11 protein-coding genes and 2 pseudogenes are annotated in these 17163 nt (G+C 71.1%); 7 read left to right on the forward strand and 6 right to left on the reverse strand.

Features of this window, described 5'->3' with window-relative positions:
* Positions 1-105: 105 nt before the first annotated feature.
* Positions 106-444, reverse strand: a pseudogene (locus AC07DS_RS42075) (LacI family DNA-binding transcriptional regulator); the annotation flags it as partial.
* 355 nt (positions 445-799) lie between these two features.
* On the opposite strand from AC07DS_RS42075, the gene AC07DS_RS42080 reads away from it, so the two are divergent.
* The gene (locus AC07DS_RS42080; RefSeq protein ID WP_479154017.1) at positions 800-2368 is read left to right on the forward strand and encodes a carboxylesterase/lipase family protein; all 1569 of its coding nucleotides are present in this window, start codon (positions 800-802) and stop codon (positions 2366-2368) included.
* Positions 2369-2389: 21 nt separating this feature from the next.
* Here the strand turns inward: AC07DS_RS42080 and AC07DS_RS42085 are convergent, their stop codons facing one another.
* Together AC07DS_RS42085 and AC07DS_RS42090 are read right to left on the reverse strand one after the other, a co-directional pair.
* Positions 2390-3280, reverse strand: coding sequence for an NAD(P)H-binding protein (locus tag AC07DS_RS42085; RefSeq protein ID WP_479154018.1), 891 nt, complete (start codon positions 3278-3280; stop codon positions 2390-2392).
* Positions 3277-3705, reverse strand: a complete 429-nt coding sequence (locus tag AC07DS_RS42090; RefSeq protein ID WP_479154019.1) for a nuclear transport factor 2 family protein — start codon at positions 3703-3705, stop codon at positions 3277-3279. The genes AC07DS_RS42085 and AC07DS_RS42090 overlap by 4 nt, the downstream gene beginning before the upstream one ends.
* A 128-nt stretch (positions 3706-3833) precedes the next feature.
* On the opposite strand from AC07DS_RS42090, the gene AC07DS_RS42095 reads away from it, so the two are divergent.
* Positions 3834-4442: a TetR/AcrR family transcriptional regulator gene (locus AC07DS_RS42095; protein ID WP_479154020.1), complete on the forward strand. Its 609-nt coding sequence runs from the start codon at positions 3834-3836 to the stop codon at positions 4440-4442.
* 445 nt (positions 4443-4887) lie between these two features.
* Here the strand turns inward: AC07DS_RS42095 and mmuM are convergent, their stop codons facing one another.
* Positions 4888-5811 (reverse strand): homocysteine S-methyltransferase, encoded by a 924-nt coding sequence (gene mmuM, locus AC07DS_RS42100; protein ID WP_479154021.1) that lies wholly within the window; start codon positions 5809-5811, stop codon positions 4888-4890.
* Between the two features lie 92 nt (positions 5812-5903).
* Between mmuM and argG the strand changes: the two genes are divergently transcribed.
* Entirely contained in the window at positions 5904-7352 is a 1449-nt protein-coding gene (gene argG / locus AC07DS_RS42105; RefSeq protein WP_479154022.1) for an argininosuccinate synthase, read from the forward strand.
* 75 nt (positions 7353-7427) lie between these two features.
* Here the strand turns inward: argG and AC07DS_RS42110 are convergent, their stop codons facing one another.
* Entirely contained in the window at positions 7428-9533 is a 2106-nt protein-coding gene (locus AC07DS_RS42110) for an autotransporter (RefSeq protein ID WP_479154023.1), read from the reverse strand.
* A gap of 199 nt (positions 9534-9732) precedes the next feature.
* On the opposite strand from AC07DS_RS42110, the gene AC07DS_RS42115 reads away from it, so the two are divergent.
* The 3 genes from AC07DS_RS42115 to AC07DS_RS42125 all read left to right on the forward strand — a co-directional run bounded on the left by AC07DS_RS42115 (position 9733) and on the right by AC07DS_RS42125 (position 15772).
* Entirely contained in the window at positions 9733-10824 is a 1092-nt protein-coding gene (locus AC07DS_RS42115; protein ID WP_479154024.1) for a glycoside hydrolase family 43 protein, read from the forward strand.
* Position 10825: 1 nt separating this feature from the next.
* Positions 10826-12235, forward strand: a complete 1410-nt coding sequence (locus tag AC07DS_RS42120; RefSeq protein WP_479154025.1) for an RICIN domain-containing protein — start codon at positions 10826-10828, stop codon at positions 12233-12235.
* Between the two features lie 105 nt (positions 12236-12340).
* Positions 12341-15772: a glycosyltransferase gene (locus AC07DS_RS42125; protein WP_479154026.1), complete on the forward strand. Its 3432-nt coding sequence runs from the start codon at positions 12341-12343 to the stop codon at positions 15770-15772.
* Between the two features lie 12 nt (positions 15773-15784).
* Here AC07DS_RS42125 and AC07DS_RS42130 read toward each other — a convergent pair whose 3' ends face one another.
* Complete coding sequence (locus AC07DS_RS42130; protein WP_479154027.1) at positions 15785-16549, reverse strand: hypothetical protein; 765 nt, start codon at positions 16547-16549, stop codon at positions 15785-15787.
* Positions 16550-16866: 317 nt separating this feature from the next.
* Here AC07DS_RS42130 and AC07DS_RS42135 point away from each other — a divergent pair.
* Positions 16867-17049, forward strand: a pseudogene (locus tag AC07DS_RS42135) (carbohydrate esterase); the annotation flags it as partial.
* Between the last annotated feature and the right edge of the window lie 114 nt (positions 17050-17163).

The following is a 17163-nucleotide window of genomic DNA, read 5'->3' on the forward strand; positions in this document are numbered from 1 at the left end:
CCCCCCCCCCCCCCCCCCCCCCCCCCCCCCCCCCCCCCCCCCCCCTCCCCCCCCCTCCCCCCCCCCCCCCCCCCCCCCCCCCCCCCCCCTCCCCCCCCCCGCCCCCCCCCCCCCCCCCCGCCCCAGGCCCGCCGAGACCACCACCTCGAGGCCCGCCTCGTACGCGGCCTCCTCCACTCCGTGCAGTACGGCACCCGACCAGGAGCTGTCGAGCGAATGGACCACCAGGTCCACCAGGGCAGGCGTCCTCGTCGCGTCGAAACGGGGTCGGCGCACGTACCCGAGCCGGTCGAGCGCCTCGGTGACCCGCCTCCGGGTCTCGGGAGCGACGTCGTCGCGTCCGTTGACGACCTTCGAGGCCGTCGGCACCGACACCCCGGCCTCACGGGCGACCACCGCCAGCGTCGGCCCGGCCGCCACGCTCGCACTCCCCGCACGGACCATGAGGAACCCGCCTCTCCGGCCCGCCCCGGGCCACCGAAAGTTGCGACCAACGCTGCTTCCGCGGCCTGCCCGTCGAGCACGCAGAAAGCGCTTCCTACGATAGGTGCGCGTCAACTCGGCGTGAAGACATGGGAATTCGCGGGACGGTGGGTGAGGGGACTTTCGAAACTTCGAACGGGGTGGGGTGGTTGTGGCGCGGTGGACACGACCGGCCCGGCGTCGGCATCCTCATGCACGCCACACGCGCCGACATAGCCCGAACGGCCCAGTGCGGGGCCTGTGCACCGGAATACATCCCGGTGATGTGGTGCTCTGAAGTGAACGGTGCAGGAGCACGGCGAAGGGCTGGTGGGCGATGGCGGCAGACCCGACGGGCCCGGTGGTCGCCACACCCCACGGGGCCGTACGCGGCCGGTACGAGCATGGTGTCGCGGTGTTCCGGGGGATCCCGTACGCCGCCCCGCCCTTCGGCCCCCGGCGGTTCCGGCCGCCCGGGCCGCCCGAGCCCTGGGACGGGACACGCGACGCCGGAGCCTTCGGGCCGACGGCGCCGAAACCCCCGTACTCGGAGGCCTTCGCCCAATACCTGTCGGACCCCGTCATCCCCGGCGACGACTGCCTCAACCTCAACGTGTGGACCCCCGAGCCGGGCCCCGGCGCCCGGCTCCCGGTCCTGGTCTGGCTGCACGGCGGCGCCCTGACCAGGGGGTCCTCGGCCGTCCCCGTCTACGACGGCCGCACCTTCGCCCGCGACGGAGTCGTCTGTGTCTCGGTCAACTACCGGCTGGGAGTCGAGGGATACGGGCTGTTCCCGGACGCGCCGCCCAACCCCGGCCTGCGCGACCAGCTGGCTGCCCTGCGCTGGGTGCACGAGAGCATCGCGGCATTCGGTGGCGACCCCGGCAACGTGACCCTCTGCGGGCAGTCGGCCGGCGCCATCAGCGCCGGAGCCCTGATCGCCGCACCCCAGGCCCAGGGCCTGATACGCCGGGCGGTCCTGCAGAGCGGGTCGCCGGAGGCCTCCGAGCGCGACAAGGTGCGGCGAATGGTGCGCCGCATGGCCGCCCGGCTGAAGATCCCCGCGACCGCCGAGGCCTTCGCCACCGTCGACCGTGACCTGCTGCTGCGTACCCAGGCCGAGGTGGGGCGGCTGAGCAGCCCTGTCCTGGGCGGCCCCGCCTTCGGCGTCGTCGTCGACGGCGACCTCGTGCCCGGCGATCCGCTCCAGGCCCTCATCGACGGCGAGGCCGCCCGGGGCGTCGACCTCCTCATGGGCTGGACCCGGGACGAGTACCGGCTGTGGCTGGTGCCCGGTGGACTCCTGGAGCGCGTCGACCGGCTCGGCCCGGTCGCCCTGGCCGGTGCCATGGCCCGCTGCCACGTCGGCCACGAGGTCCCGCGCGGCTACCGCGCCCTGCACCCCGACGCCGGCACCTCCGAGATCGTCGGCCAGATGGTCACCGACCACCTGCTGCGCGCCCCGCTGCACCGGCTGGCCGACGCCCGTCCCGGCACCTCGTACCTCTACGAGTTCGCCTGGCCGTCCCGCCTCCCCGGACTCGCCGCCTGCCACGCCCTGGAACTCGGGTTCGTCTTCGACACCGGCGACGTTCCGGAGTCCGCCAAGCTGGCCGGCGAGGGAGCCCCGCCGGAGCTGAGCACCGCGATGCACGCGGCCTGGGTGCGGTTCGCAGCGACCGGTGATCCGGGCTGGCAGCCCTGGGACGCCTCCCATCCGGTACGGATCTTCGACGAAGGTGTCCCGCGCACCGCGTACGGCCCCCGGGATCCCGAACTCGCCCTCTGGGCGGCCGCCCCCACGGTCCCGGAACCGGCCTCCGCCTCCGACGCCCGGGTCACCGGAGCCGAACTCGCCTCAGCCGTACGCCGGTTGCGCCGCTCGGTGGGGGCGCGGCGCCGCTGAGCGGTAAGCGGTCGTCCTCGCCTACCGGGTCGGACCGATGTCCGGGGCTGCCCGGAGCAGGGTCCCGTCCACGGCCGACTCGCGTTCGGCCACCGCCCGGAAGCTGTGCGGCGGGCGGCCGGTGAGGCGCTGGACGGTGTCGGTGGTGCGGTCCTCGGCCCCCTGAGCGATGGCGCGGTCCAGGCCGGCGAGCATGGCGGCGAACTCCAGCGGCATGGTCGCGGCCAGGCGGTCACGCATCTGTTCGTACGTCAGGTGCCGGTGGGTGACCGGCGTGCCGGTCACCTCTGTGAGGATGCGGGCGACGTCGTCGTGGCTGAGCGCCTCCGGGCCGGTCAGGATCAGGTCGGCATCGGGTGCACGATCGCCGGTCAGGGCGCGGACCGCGACGGCGGCGATGTCGTCGGCGTCGACGAAGCCGACACGGCCGGTGCCGGCCGCGGTCAGGACGACCCCCTCCGCACGGATGCTGTGGGCGTGTGTGTGCGTGCCGGTGAAGTTCTGCATGAACCAGGAGGGCCGCAGCACCGCCCACTGGTCGAACAGACCGGGCAGCGCCCCGTGCACCGCGCCCACTCCCGGGCCGCCCTCGGGGACGGCCGACGAGCTGAGGAGTACGGCGCGGTGGACGCCCGCGGCGCGCGCCCGGCGGAGGAAGGGCAGCATGACCGCGGCCGGGTCCGGGTCACCCACCGGCGGGACGAGGTAGACGCGTTCGGCTCCGGTGAGGGCGTCGTCGTGGGTCGAGGGGTCGTACCAGTCGAAGCGGACCGGTTCCGCGCCCGGTGTCCGGCCGGCCCGACGGCTCGCGGCCCTGACGCGGTGGCCTGCGGCGATCAGCGCGGCGGCGGTCCGGCCGCCGGTGGTGCCGGTCGCTCCGACGACCAGGGTGGTGGTGCCGGTGAGGGTCATCGGACACCGCCGCCCGCGAAGTCCAGGCCGGGCTGCTGGACGGCGAGGGGGTTCCAGTAGTCCCGGTAGGAGGTGAAACGCCCCTCGTGGGCGGACACGACGGCGATGTAGGTCATGTCGAAGGGGCCGCCCGTCTTGACCAGACGGCCCACGCCGCGCATCTCGGCCACGATCGTCTCCGGCCTGGTGGTCCGGTGGATCCGCAGGTCGGGGAAGCCGTGCAGGTCGATGTGGTCGGGGTAGTCGCGCATGTAGGCGGCGACGGCCTCCCGGCCCTCCAGCCGTGCCGGCCGGCCCGGGGGCGCGAAGGGGAACTCCATGACGCCGTCCTCGGCCCACAGGCCGACCCAGGCGGGAATGTCCTTGGCGAGGAGCAGGCGCAGGCTGTGGCGGTAGAGCACGTCCGGTGAGGTGTGTGTGGGCATGGAATCCTCCGTCCCGTACGATACGGACCGGTGGTCCGTTTCGGTGGACGATACGGACCGCGGGTCCGGATCGCAAGCGGGGAGCCACGTGGCCGAGGCAGGAGCAACGTGACCGAGGGAGAAGCCGTATGACCGAGCGCAGACCGCGCAAGGACGCGACGCGCAACCGGGCGGCCGTCTTCGCCGCCGCCGACACGCTCTTCGCTCAGTGCCAGAGCCCCGAGAGCGTCACCATGGCCGACATCGCGGCCGCGGCCGGCGTCGGCAAGGCGACCCTCTTCCGCGCCTTCGGGGATCGCACCGGGCTGATCCGCGCGTTGTACGAGGCACGGCTCGAGCCGGTCAGGAACGCGGTCGAAGAGGGCCCGGCGCCCCTGGGGCCCGCGACCCCGCCACCGGTACGCGTGCCGGCGCTGCTCGACGCCGTCCTCTGCTTCAAGCTAGACAACCGCCACCTGGCACTGGCCCTGGAGCAGACCGGCGCGGTCAGTCCCTACCGGGCCGAGCACTACGAGCGCTGGCACGCCCTGCTCCGGGACCTCCTGGAGCGGATCCCGTCGGTCGGCGCGGGCTCCGCAGACTTCACCGCCCACGCACTGCTCGCCGCCACCCGGGCCGATCTGGTCGCCCACCTGGCCGGCGAGAGGTCCGTGCCCCGCGAGGAACTGCGGGGACAACTGGCGGACTTCACCGCCACGGTTCTCGGTATCCGTGATGCGGGCGGTACGTCAGGCTGAGGAGTGGGCACTTGGGACCGTCGAGCGGATACCGCGCCGCTGCTCAGGTGCGGGGGGCCGCGCATTGTCGCCGGGCGTGCGGGCGAAGCCGGCCATGGCCGCGGCCGAACGCGGCGGGACCGCAGCCCCGGCGTTCCTCGGCCGCCGTCGCCTGCCCGGCATGGAGCCGGCCGCGGCGGAGTGGTGCTTCCGCACGGCCGTCGCCGCCGGAGAGCGCCACGCCGCGTTCGGACCGGCCCGTATGCGGCCGGTGCCCGGACATGACGCGCCCGGTACCGCCGCGGCGGCGCGGCAGGCGGCCGGGCGGGGGCGACTTCCTCGCCCCGGGGCCATGGCCCGGCTCGGGACGGAGGTGGGTCCGGCGGGGGCGGAGCGCATGGCCCGGGCGAGTCCTGACGGGGCCCGGCGCCGAGGCTGCCCCCGCGCAAGCGGCGGCCCGCTCGCCCTACACGGTGAGTGCTCCGGCGATCCCCGCGATCGCCTCTGGACCCACCCGGCAGCATCCTCCGATCAGCCGGGCCCCCGCGTCCCGCCAGCCCTTCACCTGTTCGGTGCCGAACGTGGTCCGCCCCTTCCAGGCGCGTGCCTGAGCGTCCCAGGCCTCCCCGCTGTTGGGATAGGCGACGACCGGCTTGCCGGTGACCCGGGCCGCGGTCTCGACGGCGTACTCCACATCCTCCGGGGCGCAGCAGTTCACGCCGACCGCGATCACCTCGTCGACGTCGGCGGCGAGGGCGAAGGCCTCGTCCAGCGGCTGCCCGGCCCGGGTGCGCGGACCGTCGACGGTGTACGACAGCCAGGCCGGCACCCCGAGTCCCCGCAGCGCCCGCAGCAGCGCCGTCGCCTCGTCGGTGTCCGGGACCGTCTCCAGCGCCAGCACGTCCGGAGCGGCGGCGGCCAGCACTTCCAGGCGCGGCCGGTGGAAGGCCGCCAGCTCGTCCACGCTCAGCCCGTACCGCCCCCGGTACTCGGAGCCGTCCGCGAGCATCGCCCCGTACGGGCCGGCCGACGCGGCCACCCACAGCGGCCGTGCGACCCCGGCGCCCCGGGCCTGCCGTACCGCCTCCCGGGCCAGTTCCACGCTCAGTCCGAGCAGCCGGGACGCCTCCGCGTGGTCGATCCCGCGCTTGGCGAAGCCCTCGAAGGTGGCCTGGTAGCTGGCGGTGATCGCCACGTTCGCGCCCGCCGTGAAGTAGGCGAGGTGTGCCTCGGTGACCGCCTCGGGCCGCTCGGCCAGCAGACGGGCCGACCACAGCTCGTCGCTCAGGTCGTGCCCCGCGGACGCGAGCTGGTTGGACATGCCGCCGTCGAGCACGACCGTCCCGGCGGCGAGGGCTTCGGCGAGGCTGGAGGAGGTGTTGCTGCTCATGACACGACGCTAGTCGATGGGGTCGCGGGACCCGGATCGCGTCCTGAGCTGCAGGCGTTGCATGAAAATGCGAGGTGATGCATAATCTTGCTATGTCCAAGGTCCTGACCTCCCTCCCCACCGGCGAGCGCGTCGGTATCGCCTTCTCCGGCGGGCTCGACACCTCGGTCGCCGTCGCCTGGATGCGCGACAAGGGTGCCGTCCCGTGCACCTACACCGCCGACATCGGCCAGTACGACGAACTCGACATCGAGTCGGTGCCCGGCCGCGCCTTCGCGTACGGGGCCGAGATCGCCCGGCTCGTGGACTGCCGTGCCGCGCTGGTCGAGGAAGGGCTCGCGGCCCTCGCCTGCGGCGCGTTCCACATCCGGTCGGGCGGGCGCCCGTACTTCAACACCACACCGCTGGGACGTGCCGTGACGGGCACGCTGCTGGTGCGGGCGATGCTCGAGGACGGGGTGCAGATCTGGGGCGACGGCTCCACCTTCAAGGGCAACGACATCGAGCGGTTCTACCGCTACGGGCTGCTCGCCAACCCTCACCTGCGGATCTACAAGCCCTGGCTGGACGCGGACTTCGTCACGGAGCTGGGCGGCCGCAAGGAGATGTCGGAGTGGCTGCTCGCGCACGGGCTGCCGTACCGGGACTCGACGGAGAAGGCGTACTCCACGGACGCCAACATCTGGGGCGCCACGCACGAGGCGAAGACCCTGGAGCACCTCGACACCGGCATCGAGACCGTCGACCCGATCATGGGCGTACGGTTCTGGGACCCGTCGGTGGAGATCGCCACGGAGGACGTGACGGTCGGATTCGACCAGGGCCGCCCGGTCACCATCAACGGCAAGGAGTTCGCCTCCCCGGTCGACCTCGTCATGGAGGCCAATGCGATCGGCGGCCGGCACGGGCTCGGCATGTCCGACCAGATCGAGAACCGGATCATCGAGGCGAAGAGCCGCGGCATCTACGAGGCGCCCGGTATGGCGCTGCTGCACATCGTCTACGAGCGTCTGGTCAACGCGATCCACAACGAGGACACCGTCGCCGCGTACCACAACGAGGGCCGGCGGCTGGGCCGGCTGCTCTACGAGGGCCGCTGGCTGGACCCGCAGGCGCTGATGGTGCGCGAGTCGCTGCAGCGCTGGGTCGGCGCGGCGATCACCGGTGAGGTGACCGTGCGGCTGCGGCGCGGCGAGGACTACTCGGTCCTCGACACCCGGGGCCCGGCGCTCAGCTACCACCCGGACAAGCTCTCCATGGAGCGGACCGAGGACTCGGCGTTCGGCCCGGTGGACCGGATCGGCCAGCTCACCATGCGGAACCTGGACATCGCGGACTCCCGCGCGCGGCTGGAGCAGTACGCGACCCTGGGCCTGGTCGGCACCGACCACCCGGCCCCGATCGGCGCGGCCCAGGCGGCCTCGACCGGCCTGATCGGCGCCATGGACCAGGGCGGCGCCGAGGCGATCGCCTCGCGCGGCGAGGCCGCGGACGAGGAGACGATGCTCGACCGCGCCGCGATGGAGTCCGGCACGGACTGAGCCCGCGGGCACATACGCGCTCGGACGGCGGGCTCCGGCGGATCTCGATCCGCCGGGGCCCGCCGTAATCGCCCCCTACCCCTGTGCCGCGTGCCGGCCGCCACCGCGCCGGCCCCTGCCCCGGGTGCGCAGGGTCGCCGGGAACACCAGGCCGCCGAGCAGGCCGACCGCGAGGACGTACGGCCACCAGCCGAAGCGGCCGGCCACGGTGTTCGCGGTCCGGGGGCTCATGGCACCCGCGTCGGCGGCGGGCTCGGCGTGGACGCCGGAGGCGAGGCTGTGGCCGGTCGCGGTCAGCACGACGTCGTTGCCGTCGCCGCCGTTGTAGCCGATCCGGTAGTGCGTGTCGGCGAGTTCGAGCCGGGCGCCGTCCGGCAGGCCGCCGAAGGCACCCGTGGTCCGGGAGCGGCCGCCGTGCTCGATGACGGTGATCTCGGGCGCCGGATGAGCGCCGACGGCGGACAGGTCGAAGGACCCGGCGAGCCGCAGTCTGCCCGCCACCTTCAACGGCCGCTCCCGCAGCATCAGTTCGCCCCGCGCGTGCTGCGTGTAGTCCCCGGTCACCGTCAGACCGCCGGCCACCGAGCCGTCGTTCGTCACAGCGCCCTGCACCGTGCCCGTGCCGGTGAGCGACGTGGCCACCCGCAGCCCGGAGGTGCCCGCGTCGAGCAGTGCGCCCGCCGACGTGAGTCTGATCGCCCTGCTGTGCAGCAAAGACGCCCCGGAACGCAGGGCCAGCGTGCCCTGCGCGACGGTCGTCGTCCCGGTGTACGTCACCGCGTCGCCCGTGAGCATGGTCGTCGCGGCGCCCGACTGGACCAGCGCGCCGCCTCCGCCGACGTGGGTCAGCCGCACAGGGGTCGAGACGTTCCGCAGGTACAGCGTCCCGTCGTTCACGATCCGCCGGCGCACCGTCCCCGTCAGCAGGGAGCCGTCGCCGCCCTGCGCGCCCGAGCCCAGCCGCAGCACCGCGCCCTTCCCGACGGTCGTCGAGCCGTCGTAGTACTGCGCGGCCGCGAAGGTCACGTCGTTCCCGTGCGTCCCCGCGATCACCACGTCCCCGGCACCGGGCGCGGCCAGCGTGTCGTGGTACCTGCCGCCGCCGATGGGGGCGCCCAGTGTCACCGGACCGTCGTAGTCGAGGGTCAGCCGGGACCGTCGGCCACCGGCGGCGTGCAGATTGACGTACACGGTGTCCCGCGTGCCCGGCATGAAGATCCGGTGCGTGGTCCCGTCGCCCCACCGCACGTCGGCACCCTCGATGTTCGTGCCCCGCTTGTTCGACCGGTGCGGAACGGACCGCCAGTTCAGGGACGCAGTGCTCAGCGAGGGGTGGGAGTCGCCGCCCCGGTCGCTGTAGCTGTACTGCCCGGTGAGCACCACCCTGCTGCCCGGCCGGGTGTGCACGTCGATGTCGCTGCCGTACTCCCGCTGGTAGAAGTCCTGCCGCAGGGTGATCGTCCGGTCGAGCGGGGTGTCGATGATCCATGAGCCCCGGTTGAGGATCGCGCGGGCACGGGGCAGCGCCACCGGGTACTCGGGGCGGCCCACGGCCATCCCGGTGCCGTTGTCGATGACCCCGGAGAAGGGGTGGGTGCCGGCGAGGTCGAGGGTGCCCCGCATGCGCCGGGGCTGGGTGACCAGGCCCGAGCCGCTGATGGTGCCGATGTTGAAGGTGCGGGTCAGGGACAGGCGGAGGGTGCCGTCGACCCGTACGTTGAGCTGGTTCAACCGGTAGCCGGGGGTGTCGTACGGGAAATGGCCGATCAAGCCGGTTGCGCCGCCGGTGCCGTACTGCAGCGTGGCTCCGCGTTCGACCGTGATCGCGGGCGGGTCCGGGTTGGTCACGGTGGTGAACGGGTGGTTGCCGCCCCGGATGCGCACGATCTGCCGCTGCCGGGACTCGGGCAGGGTGAAGTCGCTGTCCCTGGTGAGGATCAGCGTGCCGGCGCCGCGCACGGTGAGCGTGCCCCGGCCGCGGAAGACGCCGGTGTACGTGGTCGTCCCGGACGGGACGGTGACGACCGCGTCCGAGGTGAGCGTGACGTCCCGCCCGGCGAGGACGTCGGCGGTGACGTCCCGGGTGCCGGCCGCGACGGACGGCGAGGGGGCGCCGATCGTGAGGGCGACGGCCGCGAGGGCGCCTGCGGCCGCTGCTGTTCTGTGGGTGTGGGTGCGCACGTCTGGGAGACGCGAGAACCCGTGGTCGGATAACAGAAATTCGCACACTCGTGGAATTCGCTCACCCCTCTGTCCGACCGGAGCGTTGACCTCTTGGTTGCCCACCTTTACCTTTTCGGCGTTCGGAATCACAGATGATGTTCGGGATATCGAACCTTCCCGAACTCGTCCCCGCTCGCCCCACCGAGAGGCAGCCCGCATGAGCCGCGACCCACGCCCTGCGCACCTCCCCACCCGCCGCCTGCTGTTGAAGGGCGCCACGGCCGCCGGCGCCCTGGCGGCCACCACTGCCACGTCTGCGACCCCCGCACTCGCGTCCCCGCCCGCCTCCCACGAGACGGCCCGCTTCGTGAACCCACTCGTCCTCCAGCGCGCCGATCCCCACATCACCCGCCACACCGACGGCCGGTACTACTTCACCGCGACCGTCCCCGAGTACGACCGCATCGTCCTGCGCCGCTCCCGCACCCTGAACGGGCTGACCACCGCAGCCGAGTCGGTCATCTGGCGGGCGCACGTCACCGGCCCGATGGGCGCGCACATCTGGGCGCCGGAACTGCACCGGATCGGCGGCAAGTGGTACATCTACTTCGCCTCCGCGCCCGCCGAGGACGTGTGGGCGATCCGCATCTGGGTGCTGGAGAACGCCGGCCCCGACCCCTTCCGGGGGACGTGGGTGGAGCGGGGGCAGGTCAGAACGGCCTGGGAGACCTTCTCCCTGGACGCCACCACCTTCGAGCACCGCGGCACCCGCTACCTCGTCTGGGCCCAGCACGAGCCCGGCATGGACAACAACACCGCGCTGTGGATATCCGGGATGGCCAACCCCTGGACGCTGACCGGACCCCAAGTCAGGCTTTCCACGCCGGAGTTCGACTGGGAGTGCGTCGGCTACAAGGTCAACGAGGGCCCGTACGTCCTCCAGCGCCACGGCCGCGTCTTCCTCACCTACTCGGCGAGCGCCACCGACCACCACTACTGCATGGGCCTGCTCACCGCCGACGCCGACAGCGACCTCATGGACGCGGCGAGCTGGTCCAAGTCCCCGGCCCCGGTCTTCACCAGCAACGACACGACGAAGCAGTACGGGCCGGGCCACAACTGCTTCACCGTCGCCGAGGACGGGCACAGCGACGTCCTCGTCTACCACGCCCGCCAGTACAAGGAGATCACCGGCGACCCGCTGCACGACCCCAACCGCCACACCCGGATCCAGCGGCTCGGCTGGAAGCCGGACGGCACCCCGGACTTCGGCGTCCCCGTTGCCGACACCGTGAAGGAGAGTGCGTGAGATGAGACGCGCGTACGCGATCCTGCTCGCCCTGTGCTGTGCGCTCGCCGCGGCCCTGGCGACCGCAGGGCCCGCCCAGGCGGCACCGCAGACGATCACCAACGGCACCCGGTTCACGGACACTTCGGGCAACGCCCTGCACGCCCACGGCGGCGGGGTCATCAAGGTCGGCTCCTTCTACTACTGGTTCGGAGAGGACCGCAACTCCGACAACACCTTCCGCTATGTGGACGCCTACCGCTCCACCGACCTGAAGAGCTGGGAGTTCCGCGGTCACGTCCTGTCCCAGTCCTCCGCCACGGAGCTGGCCACCGCCTACATCGAGCGCCCCAAGGTCATCTACAACGCGTCCAGCGGCAAGTTCGTCATGTGGATGCACAAGGAGAACGGCGTCGACTACAGCGAGGCCCGCGCCGCCGTCGCCGTCTCCGGCACCGTCGACGGCACCTACACCTACCAGGGCAGTTTCCGCCCGCTCGGCCAGTACATGTCCCGCGACCTGACCACCTACGTCGACAGCGACGGCACCGCCTACATGGTCTCGGCCGCCAACGACAACTACGACCTGAACATCTACCGGCTGACCGCCGCCTACACCGGCATCGACAGCCTGCTCGCCGATCCCTGGCCCGGCGGCCACCGTGAGGCACCGGCGCTGTTCAGGCGGAACGGCGTGTACTTCATGCTGACGTCGGGTGCCACCGGCTGGAACCCCAACCAGCAGCAGTACGCCACCGCCACCTCCCTCGCCGGCCCCTGGACCGCGTGGGCGAACGTGGGCGACTCCACCGCCTACGGCTCGCAGACCGCGTACGTCCTTCCCGTGCAGGGCGGTTCGGGCACCGCGTACCTGTACATGGGAGACCGCTGGGGCAACTCCTTCGGCGGCACGGTCAACGACTCCCGGTACGTGTGGCTGCCGCTCGCCTTCCCGACCTCCACCTCGATGTCCCTCTCCTGGTCCCCGGAGGTCACGGCCGACACCGCCGCCGGCACGGTCACCGGCACGAGCGCCACGTACAACACCCTTGTCGCCCGTCACAGTTCCAGGTGCGCCGACGTGCCGGGCCAGTCCCTCTGGCAGGGGACCGCCATCAGCCAGTACACCTGCAACGGCGGCACCAACCAGAAGTGGTGGTTCAAGGACCTGGGCAACGGCTACCACGAACTGCTGGGCCGGGGCAGCTCCCTGTGCCTGCAGGAGAACGCCGCCGGCATCACCCAGGAGGACTGCACCGGCGCCACCACCCAGCAGTGGTCACTCGTGCCCTCCGGCTCCTATGTGAACATCAAGGCCCGCTCGAGCGGCAAGTGCCTGGACGTGTCGGGGGCGTCCACCGCCAACTCCGCCGCGGTCATCACGTACGCCTGTAATGGGGGGACGAACCAGCAGTGGACGCAGGGCAGTTGACCGCAAGGAACGATCTGCACGGCATTGTCCGCTCCGGTTGACCACCCGAACAGCCTCCTCCATCTGCCGTGCAGATCGTACGATCGACATGAGGTGAGGGGGCCCGTGGACATATCCCAGTTGCGCAATCCGTACGACTTCCGAAACCCGGTGCGTGATGCCGCCGTCTTCGCTGGGCGCGGCGAGGAGGTCACGGCGATCGAGTACGAACTCGCCCAAGCGGCCGTCGACCGGCCGACGGTCTGCATCGCATTGCACGGGCCACGGGCCGCCGGGAAGACGAGCCTGCTCTACGCCACGGAACGGATGGCCGCGGCGCGCGGGCTGACCACCGCGTGGGTGGAGCTGATCGAGGGCGACGGGGACCCGATCACCTTCTTCCGCAAGTTATATGACGAGTTGGCCTCGGCCGTCGTGGCCGAGGCCAAGCGGAGCGGCAGGGAGCTTTCCTTCGACGGGCCGGCCGTGCGGCGGGTCATGGCTGGGGCTGGCGGCGCGGCGGCCGTGTCCCCGCTGGAGTTTCCGGAGGCGGTGGCCCTTGCGGAGGCCGGGGGCCAGGTACCGGAGGCGGCACTGCGGGCCGACCTCTCCTTCTTCAGGCAGTTGCTCGGGCATCCCATTGCCTTGCTGGTCGACGAAGCGCAGCTGATCGCCCAGGACGTCCGCGCGCTGTCGGTCCTGCGTTCCCTCACCACACGTGTCGACGGGCTGGTACTGGTGCTCGCGGGTACGGCCGGGCTCATCGAGCGGATCAAGGACGTGCACTCACCGATCCTTCGACAGTTCAAGGAGATCGAGGTCAGGGGGTTTGCTGCGAGGTACGACGACGTGGAGGACTGCATCGTGCGTCCCCTCCACAACGCCGGAATCTACGGCCTCGGCGGGCGCGATCTCGTGACCTCGCTGAGACAGCTGACGGATGGCAATCCGTATGAGATCCAGCTGTACTGCCACGAGATGTTCGCCCGTCTCCAGCGCGGCCTCGCAGACAACCTGGTACTCACGCCCGAAGTACTCGAAGACATCCGCCGTCGCATGGAGTCGGGCGGACGCGACGTCCTGGACCGTCCGCTGATCCGTGCCGTACGCGCGATGACCCCGCGCGAGCTGATCGCCTTCAACGTTCTGACGTCCGCGCTGGGTCACGCGACACCGGACGAGGCGTGGTTCGCCTACTGCATGACCGGGCTGCCGGAGATCACCCGTGACGAGTGCGACGAGTTCAGGAAGAAGCTGGTCGCGCAGGAGATCCTTTCTCCGGAGGGTATTCTCCGCTTTGCCGCCGACACGGAACTCTTCGACGAGGTCTACGCACGGCTCTGGACCGCCAGCACCATCGGCAAGGCGCCCCACGCCCGGGCCATCACCAGCCGGACCGACGTCCGGGGCATGCTGATCGGTCAACTGAACGGTTTGTTGCGCGACTTCGCCCAGGAACCCCTGCAGTTCTACGTGACATTCGGTTCCCAGATGAACGTGGAGGATGTCGAAGAGAGCTTCCGGGCGCTGGAGACACTGCCCGCAGCCGGGCCGGACAGCGTCCCGCCGGTCGACTACCTCCACTACGCGATCCTCAAAGCGGGCGAACCCGCGGCCCTCGACCTCACCACCGTCACCTGTACATATCGCAACCACACGGTCGAGCGTTGGCTGTTCGCGGCGGACTCGGACGATGTCTCGCTGGCCGACACCGACGGTTTCAAGGCGACTGCATCCCGGATAGCGACGCTCGGCGGCCGAATCGTTGCTGACCGTGTTCGCCTGCCGCTGCGGTCCTGGCCTGCCGAGGCATGGTTCCAGAAGGCCACGGGGCACCTCCGGGTAGAACTGGCGAAGAACCACCTGCTCGCCGCGTTCGATGCGTACACAAGTGGCGACGTCGATCGCGCCCAGGCCCGCTTCCAGTCGTCCTTCGCCCTGAATCCCAGCTGGGAGCAGGCCAATTGCCTGACCTACCTCAGCCTTGCCACCGGCTGCGGAGCCGACGCACTCGAGTTGGCCGATCGCGCCCTCGGACTGGCCGACGAACCGTGGGACCGCGCGCTGGGTCACTACAACACCGCCATGGCCCACCTCCTGACCGGCAACCATGACCTGGCGGCCCAGCAAATCGCCAAGTCCGCCGCAGAGTTGAACAACATGTCGATGCCCGCTTTCCTGGTCCGATTCCTGCTGCTGCCGGATCCCGATGACATCACCACACTGCGCCAGGAAACCGACGTCGATCTCGTCCAGGCGGTGCAGCGCGTCCGCTCCGCACTCGGCGTCGCTCCCGCGGCGACGGCGCAAGCCACGCACCCGCAGACAGGCACCCCCAGTACGACGGTACCGGCCGCCCGCCCTCCGGTCGTCCTGTCCGTGGCCACCGAGTGGGCCTCCTCCCACGGCGGGCTCAGTACGTTCAACCGTGAACTGTGCCGGGCGCTGGCCGCCGCCGGAGCACAGGTGTTCTGTGTGGTGCTCGACGCGAACGACGCCGAGGAAACCTCCGCCAAGGAAGCCGATGTCACTCTGCTTCCCACTTCCCCCAGGCCCGGTGCCTCCGAGGACGTACGCCTGACGAGCCGACCGAAACTGCCCCCGGGCACCGAGCCCGATCTGGTCCTGGGGCACGGCCGGATCACCGGACCCGCGGCCCAGAAACTGGTCGAAGACTTCTTCCCCACTGCCCGGCGCCTGCACTTCGTGCACATGGCTCCGGACGACATCGAGTGGTACAAGCCGGACCGGGCGAACGACGCGGGCTTGCGGGCCGAGGAACGCACCGGCATCGAGCGGGCGCTCAGCAAGACCGCCCATCGCATGGTCGCAGTGGGCCCCCGGCTCTACCAGCAGTTCCTTGCCGAGGTCAAAAGCCCGGCCGGACTTCTCCCCGCGCGCCTCGATCCGGGGTTCGACTCCGCTGTGCCGAGTCCGGGGGACCGTTGTCCACCCGAGGGAGAGCCGCTGCGGGTCGTCTTGCTGGGCCGCGCCGAGGACGCCCACCTCAAGGGCGTCGACGTCGCTGCGGCGGCCTGCGGTCAGGTCGCGGAGTGGCAGCACCAAGACGGTCTTGAGGATGTCCGGCTCATCGTGCGCGGAGCCCCGGAGGCCGAAGTGGACGAGGCGAGGTCGGACATCGTGCGCTGGGCCGCGAGTCCGGGGCTGGAGGTCGTGGTCCGTCCCTATACGTCAGAGCAGGCTCGTATCGACGACGATCTGGACACCGCCAGCCTGGTTATCATGCCCTCCCGGAAGGAGGGGTTCGGCCTGGTCGGGCTTGAGGCGATCACCCGGGGCATTCCGGTTCTGGTGGGATCGCAGAGCGGACTTGCCGATCTGCTGCGGGAGACACTCGGGCGTGAGCAGGCAAGCAGGTTTGTCGTCGAACTCACACGGGACGAAGAGAAGGACACAGCCAACTGGGCGCGGGCCATCGACCGAAAGCTACGGGACCGCGATGCCGCTTTCGGGCATGCGGCGGAACTCCGGCACGAACTCGCCCAGAGAGTGACATGGGGGCGGGCAGCGGCTGTTGTGCTCGGTGAGGTCCCGTAACGGTGAGCGCTGTCAGCACGCGAACGCGGCCGCGGTGACATCCCGTTCCAGCTCTGCGCGATGAAACTCGTAGGTTCCGATGTCAGAAATCTTGATCAGGATGCAGAAGCGCTCCAGCGAGGACAACTCCGTGGCCACCCGTGCATACGCGCGACGGAGGAAGTGAATCGCTGCCAGGTTGGCCATGGATGTCTGTCCGCAGACCAGGAAGACCGGGCGGCTGGACTCCGCGGGCGTGAACTTCGCCACCAGGGCGTACTCTTGGTTGCCCCGGTCGAACAGGAACTTCTCGCCGCCGACCTCTATGGCTACCGAGTCCTGGCGGCTGCCGAGGTAGGGGTGGATGGTGACTCCGGGCAGATGGGCAGCGAGGTGGCCGCGAGTGCGGATGTTGGAGTCGCCGGCGGGGCCGCCCACGCAGAACTCGGTGCGATCGCCGTTGCTGCCGCGGAAGTCACCGGCCTCCACCGAGACCTCGCAGTCCAACTCACCTACAAGCAGGGTCACTTCTATGACAGCCCGCACATCCCGGTAATGCGCGGTGCCGGGTGCGTTGTACTTGCTGCCCAGCACGATCAGACACGTCTGCCCCGGACGGACGCCGAAGAAGGCCGCGCGCCTGTTCACCGCCCGCGTGCGCTTGGCCCGTTCCCACAGCCAGACGAACCCGCCGCCCAGCAGGCTGGTCACCAGCCCGATCACGACGTTCGCGACGACTGACAGAATCGTGTCCCCCTCTCCCCGCCGGGCATCGTGCCACGGCCGGCGCAGTCGCACCACTGGAACTGTCGACGAAGAGCCGAACCGACCTGTTCGCTCAAGCGCTGCGGCGCCCTGGTCACAGCACGAGGGCGAGCCGGAGATCCTTGACGGTACGGGCTACGTCGGATGGTGATGGTTGCGCAACCCGGGGGACGGACGTGACGAACGTCTTGGCCTTACCGGAGTGGCTGGAGCAGGGCTGCTTCTCCTGCGCGGTCATCTTTGTGCACGGGAGATCCAGCCGACTTCGCCGGCTTCACCGTCATGTTGATGGAGCTGGCCACCGCCTACATCGAGCGCCCCAAGGTCATCGACGGGATGGCAGGCGAGGTGCGAAGACCAAGGCGCTGGCCGAGTCCCTCGGCGTCGAGGGCTCCAAGACGCTCTACCTTTACAACGAGAAGCGGGACAACACGCACACCTCCGTGCACGGCGCCACCGTCTACGCCGGACTGGTCCGCGACGAACTCCTCGCCCTGCATCTGGTGTCCGAGGGCAGGGTCCGGGTGGAATGAACTCCTGGGGCGCCCCGACCGGAACCGGAGCGTCCCAGGTCCGCCGGATCCCGGGCGCTCCGGGCCCGCCGGATCCAGCGCGCTCCAGGCACGCCGGATACCGGGCGCTGAAGG

The organism is Streptomyces sp. NPDC044064, assembly GCF_056434245.1.

Coding starts and splice junctions, on each gene's coding strand:
- AC07DS_RS42095 (WP_479154020.1), top strand. CDS start 3,834: ATGACCGAGCGCAGACCGCGCAAGGACGCGACGCGCAACCGGGCGGCC.
- argG (WP_479154022.1), top strand. CDS start 5,904: ATGTCCAAGGTCCTGACCTCCCTCCCCACCGGCGAGCGCGTCGGTATC.
- AC07DS_RS42080 (WP_479154017.1), top strand. CDS start 800: ATGGCGGCAGACCCGACGGGCCCGGTGGTCGCCACACCCCACGGGGCC.
- AC07DS_RS42090 (WP_479154019.1), bottom strand. CDS start 3,705: ATGCCCACACACACCTCACCGGACGTGCTCTACCGCCACAGCCTGCGC.
- mmuM (WP_479154021.1), bottom strand. CDS start 5,811: ATGAGCAGCAACACCTCCTCCAGCCTCGCCGAAGCCCTCGCCGCCGGG.
- AC07DS_RS42085 (WP_479154018.1), bottom strand. CDS start 3,280: ATGACCCTCACCGGCACCACCACCCTGGTCGTCGGAGCGACCGGCACC.
- AC07DS_RS42115 (WP_479154024.1), top strand. CDS start 9,733: ATGAGCCGCGACCCACGCCCTGCGCACCTCCCCACCCGCCGCCTGCTG.
- AC07DS_RS42120 (WP_479154025.1), top strand. CDS start 10,826: ATGAGACGCGCGTACGCGATCCTGCTCGCCCTGTGCTGTGCGCTCGCC.